At 68.5% G+C, this 4,744-nt stretch carries 4 protein-coding genes; all 4 read right to left on the bottom strand.

Annotated elements, in window-relative coordinates; all coding sequences use genetic code 11:
* Positions 1-48: 48 nt before the first annotated feature.
* Genes ACIG5E_RS39015 through ACIG5E_RS39000 form a run of 4 tightly spaced genes read right to left on the bottom strand, consistent with a single transcriptional unit; the run spans position 49 to position 4,579 of the window.
* Complete coding sequence (locus ACIG5E_RS39015; protein WP_396541994.1) at positions 49-618, bottom strand: SMI1/KNR4 family protein; 570 nt, start codon at positions 616-618, stop codon at positions 49-51.
* Positions 619-673: 55 nt separating this feature from the next.
* Positions 674-3,109: a site-specific integrase gene (locus ACIG5E_RS39010; RefSeq protein WP_396541992.1), complete on the bottom strand. Its 2,436-nt coding sequence runs from the start codon at positions 3,107-3,109 to the stop codon at positions 674-676.
* Complete coding sequence (locus tag ACIG5E_RS39005; protein ID WP_396541990.1) at positions 3,106-3,459, bottom strand: helix-turn-helix domain-containing protein; 354 nt, start codon at positions 3,457-3,459, stop codon at positions 3,106-3,108. Before ACIG5E_RS39005 ends, ACIG5E_RS39010 begins: the two co-directional genes overlap by 4 nt.
* 16 nt (positions 3,460-3,475) lie before the next feature.
* Positions 3,476-4,579, bottom strand: coding sequence for a tyrosine-type recombinase/integrase (locus ACIG5E_RS39000; protein ID WP_396541988.1), 1,104 nt, complete (start codon positions 4,577-4,579; stop codon positions 3,476-3,478).
* Between the last annotated feature and the right edge of the window lie 165 nt (positions 4,580-4,744).

Genomic DNA, 4,744 nt, shown 5'->3' with positions numbered 1-4,744 from the left:
GTGATGGTGGAGTCGGGTATTGGAAGTCTCGGAATGCCTCGATCGAGGTCACATCCCGCGGTCAGGGCCGTGCCAGGGAACGGGGCGGTCCTCTGGGCTCATGGGCAAGTGCTGGAGTTCGACTGGGCCGGGGTAGAAGTACGTTCCATTGGGATGGATGACCTCCTCGCCGATGAGGTGGCGGCAGAACCACTCGGCGAAGCCCATGGCGTGTTCCCAGTAGCCGCCTTCGTCGCGGTCGTGCACCACCACGCTCCAGCCGGGTGTCCGCGGGCTGCGGCTGAGGAAGACGTGGAAACCGAAGTCGGTCGACAGTGCGGGGATCAGGACTCCGTCAACGCCGGTGTCTGGATGTGGAAGACCGTCCCAGTCGGCATCTCGGAAGGCTTGCTCGGTCTGCCGGATGTCTTCCAGGAGGTTCCATCGCGTGGTTGCCGGGTGGTTGAAGTAGAGGTGACGGTTGACTTTGATCGGCGCGTACTCGTCGATGAACTCCTTGTATTGGCTTGGGAGTTCTGTGCCAATCTCCGCTTCGAGGTGGGCCCAGCTCTCGGGGTCGGCGAAGCGTCGACCTCCGGGCCCTAGCATCGCGAAGACGGCAGCCAGATGGTCGGTCATGGGTTGTACCTCTCGTTCGGGGTGGAAATCGCAGGAAGATCGACCTGGTGCTGCATCACGTTGATGGGCTCGTGACGGGATGGGTGTCTCGGCGGCTGATCTCGGCAGCGTAGGCGCCCCAGTCTCCGGCGGCGGCTCGCTGCCACTTGACGGCGACGGTGATGTGGATGCCGAGGGTGCGGGCGAGGATCGCGGCGGGCAGTTCGGTGGCGAGCTGGAACAGAGCGGTCGAGCGGGTTGCCGCGAGCCGGATGCCGAGCTTGCGGAGTCGTTCGCCCATCGCCCAGGCGCTGATCGGTCGGCCGGGCTGGCCGCCGGGGAAGAGCCAGTGGGAGTCGGTCTGGGCGAGGACCGCGTGGCTGCGGCGGGCGGCGACCTGTTCCAGGGCCAGCTCGGCGATGGGGCCGGGCAAGGTGACCGCGACGTCGCCGAGGCGGATGCGGACGGACCCGTCCGTCTTCTCGACATGCGCGGTGGTCAGCCGGGAGATCGCCGCCGGCCACTGGGCATAGAGGAGCAACAACAGGCCGGCCAGGCGGTCCTCGGTCCGGATGGTGTCGTCGTGCAGCAGACGACGGGCGGTGGCCCAGCGGGCATCGTCGTCCATCGCCTGGGACGGGCCGTTCCACTTCACGGCCGGGAAGCTGAGGTCCCGGGCGATCCTCTGGGCGAGGGCCCAGCGCACGAAGTGGCCAGCCTCCCTCCGAAGTTGAGTTTCATCGCGGGTCATCCAGCGTTCGAGGTCGCTCTGCCGGCAGCTGGCCAGAGTCAGGTCCTGGTCCGTGAGCCAGTCCAGGAGATAGACGGCCGCCCTCAGGTGCACGCGTACGACGTTGAGCTGGGTGTGCGTGATGTCGTTGCCGCGGCTTCGGCGGCGAAGCCGACGAATCAGGTGCCAGGTCGCGTAACGGTGCAGGATCTGCCGCCCCTCCGGGGTGGCGTGGGAGGCGACGAGGTCCTTCACATGCCGTTCGAGGCGGACCATTTGCTCGTCGCGGGGCGGCAGTGCGTCGGCTGCCACGAGGACGCTGCGGATGTGCTCGACGACCTTGCCTTCGGGGAGTTCGTCCAGGGCCTCGTGGGTCAGGGGACGTCGGCCGGAGGCCAGGTCGGACAGGACGGTGGCGACGATGCCCTTCGAGAGCCAGCTCATGGCCGTCGCCGTCCGCTGGGTGCCGGATAGCGCGTCGTGGAGGGCCTGCAGCTTCGGCGGGACGGTGCCAGTGTCGTCGGTGAGGAGGCCGACGAGCCGTTGCTTGAGCGTGCAGCGGCGGCAGGGGCCAGGTGCGGTCAGCCGTTCGGCGTCGCCGCAGGTCGGGCAGGGGCGCCAGAGTTCGGCGTCCGGCTTCGTGCAGGGGCCGCAGACAGGGGCGTCGGCGGTGCCGGAGTGGATGTCCCGGAAGCGTCCGCAGACGGTGCAGTGCACTTCTCGCTGGTCGCAACGGCCGCAGCGGGGCTGCCCGGTCAGCTTCGAGAGCATGCAGGGCGCCATCCGGCCGCAGATCGAGCAGACCAGCGAGGGCAGGGGACGGCAGTTCGGGCAGATCGGCCCGTCGGGAGTCCGGGTGCAGACCATGCGCCGCTTGCCGCAGACGATGCAGGTCTCCAGGTTGGCCGGGTCTGTGATCAGGCAATTCGGACACAGCGGCCGCCCCTCGGCGTCGCGGGTGGCGGGCTCGCGCCGGGCGCCGCAGCGCGAGCACTCCTCGATGCGGGACTTCGCGATGCAGTTGCGGCAGACCCGCTGCCCGCCGAGAGGCTTGTCGATCCGGACCACGCGCTGGCAGCGAGGGCAGGCCGGCCGAACCACGCCTGCGATGCCGGCGGCGTGCAGCAGCTCGATGAACCGCGGGACGGCGCGAAGGGGAGCCAGGTGCCCCTCGCCTGTCAGCAGACGGGGGTCGTCTTCCAGAGCCCAGGCCAGTTTCTGCTGGTATGAAGGGCGGGGAGCGGACCGGCGAACCGCTTCGGCGACGACCTCGCGATCGGCAGCCGGACTGATTCTGGTGATCACCTCGTGGATGACGTCGACCGGGTCACGGGGGTCGACGTCCGGACACATCGAACAGCGCGGCCGCCCGGTCCGGTCCCGCATGGAGATCCGCCGGGTGTTTCCGCAGGCGGCGCACTCGGCGCTCTCTTGGCCGCAGACCGAGCAATACCAGTCCTGGCCTCGGCGCTGGAAGGTCCGCAGGTGCTTGCCGCAGTCGCGGCAGACCGGCGGCGAGATCGTGGTGGCTCCGGCCTTGCGGAGGGCGATCAGCAGGTCGCCGATGGCTCGGGGCGCTGGAGACCTGCCGTCGGACAGGACCTCGGGCCGGACCGACAGGGCCTCGGCGAGTCGGCGCGACTTCGCGCGGCCACCGGCGACGCTGAGGACCACGGTCCGGACGGCCTCAGGGCCGAGGTCCGTCTCGACGCGGGTGATCAGGTCCGTGATCAGGCCGACGGGGTCCGTGACCGCGCGGGCCGGCTGGTCGGTGGTGGTCACGACAGGTCGACACCCCTGATCCTGGCCCGCTTGGGCCGCAGGTCGCCGAGCCCGTCCGCTGCGGGCGGTGCGGTGCCCGCAGCCGCGGCCTTCTTCGGCCTCGTCACCGCAGTGGCCGAGGCGATCGGCTCGACGAGGTCGTCCATGTGGCAGTCCAGGATGTCGAGCAGGGCCATGAGGATCTTCAGGCTCAGCCGCTCGGGCCGCTCGACCACGAGCCGGTAGACCTGGCTCGTCGACAAGGTGATGCCCCGTTCGGCGAGCGGCGGGATGAGGTCGGTGGTGGAGAACATCCCGCGGTCCGCCATCACCTTGCGCAGGTGCCAGCGGTAGTCGAGCTTGGCGGTCATCGTCAGGTCCTTCCCGTCAGACTCCGGCAAACGCCGGGGCCAGTGCCTTGTGCAGGGCAGTGTTCATGAAGTCGTCGCTGACGTGGGTGTAGATCGCCGTGGAGCTGTCGCACTCGTGGCCGACCTGTTGCTGGATGAAACGCCGGTCCACTCCGTCCTCGGTCAGGTGGGTGACGTACGAATGTCTGATTGAGTGCGGAACTAGGTCTTTTGGGAGTTTTAGGGCATCGCGGTATGCCTCGAACCGGTCGTTGATGGATCCGGGCTGGAGACGTCCACCCCGCTCGGTGATCCACAGGGCCGGATGGTCGGGGAACCCGAACCGCGGCCGGACGTTCTCGACGTAGTCAGCGACCGCCTCGACGGCCCAGTCCATCACCGACAGCACGTTCCGGCGCCTGGGCTGCTGACCCTTCTTCGCCTTGCCATAGCGGACGTTGAGCGTGCCGTACCGGCCGAACTGCGGGGCCTGCGGGTTTCGTCCGAAGTCGACGACGTCGAGCTTGGACGTCTCGGTCCGCCGCAGTCCCCAGCCGTAGATGACCTTGAAGAGGGTGGCGTCCCGGTAGGCGGCCAGGGCGCCCTTGCGCTTCGCGCGCACAGCGCGGTCGACCTGGTCGTCGGCGTAGTCGAGGAAACGCTGCAGCTCTTCCCGCGTGAACGGCCGTGCCTCGGGGCTGCCTTCGTAGTCCTGCAGGTGCGGGATGGTGTTCCACTCGTGGCAGATCGCCACGGGGAAGGCGCCGAAGGCTTCCTCGCAGGCGGGCACCCAGCCGTACCGGCTGTCGATGACGAACTCGCTGAACAGGCGGACGATGCCCTGGTAGCCGCGGATCGTGGACGGCGCCAGGTGCTTCTCGCCGGTCAGGCACACCGACCACTCGTCCATGTGGGCCGGCGTCCACTGCCACGGGTAGTCGTTCGCGAACTCGTGGAACCGGCGGATGAGCCGTTCCCGGTCCTCGACCGTTTCGTCCTGAAGCCCCCGTGCCTTCTGCTGGGCTCGCCAGCCCCGCAGCATCGCATCGAACATCGCGTCCTCGGGACGCAGCTGGACCACACCGGAGACGAGCTCCAGGTGAGCCGACCCGGCCAGGGCGACCTTGCGCTGATGCACCATCCAGACCATCCCTTCTGGAGGGCAGATCATGCATCAGAAGGGATCGGCTCGGCAACATGCCTGGTCAGACCGCCAGCGCGTAGTAGCTTCTGAGAGCCTCAGGCTCCTCCCGTGAGCTGCCGACCTGCGACTTCTCGCCCATCTGATGCAACTCCCGAGGGTTGA

The organism is Kitasatospora sp. NPDC053057, assembly GCF_044546945.1.
In the GTDB taxonomy this organism is placed as follows: Bacteria; Actinomycetota; Actinomycetes; order Streptomycetales; family Streptomycetaceae; genus Kitasatospora.
The sequence above is the reverse complement of the archived record's forward strand: the minus strand, read 5'-3'. Positions and strand labels throughout refer to the sequence as shown.

What these genes read in the sequence shown, in the direction of transcription:
- ACIG5E_RS39015 (WP_396541994.1), bottom strand. Translation starts at nt 618, where the DNA reads ATGACCGACCATCTGGCTGCCGTCTTCGCGATGCTAGGGCCCGGAGGT.
- ACIG5E_RS39005 (WP_396541990.1), bottom strand. Translation starts at nt 3,459, where the DNA reads ATGACCGCCAAGCTCGACTACCGCTGGCACCTGCGCAAGGTGATGGCG.
- ACIG5E_RS39000 (WP_396541988.1), bottom strand. Translation starts at nt 4,579, where the DNA reads ATGGTGCATCAGCGCAAGGTCGCCCTGGCCGGGTCGGCTCACCTGGAG.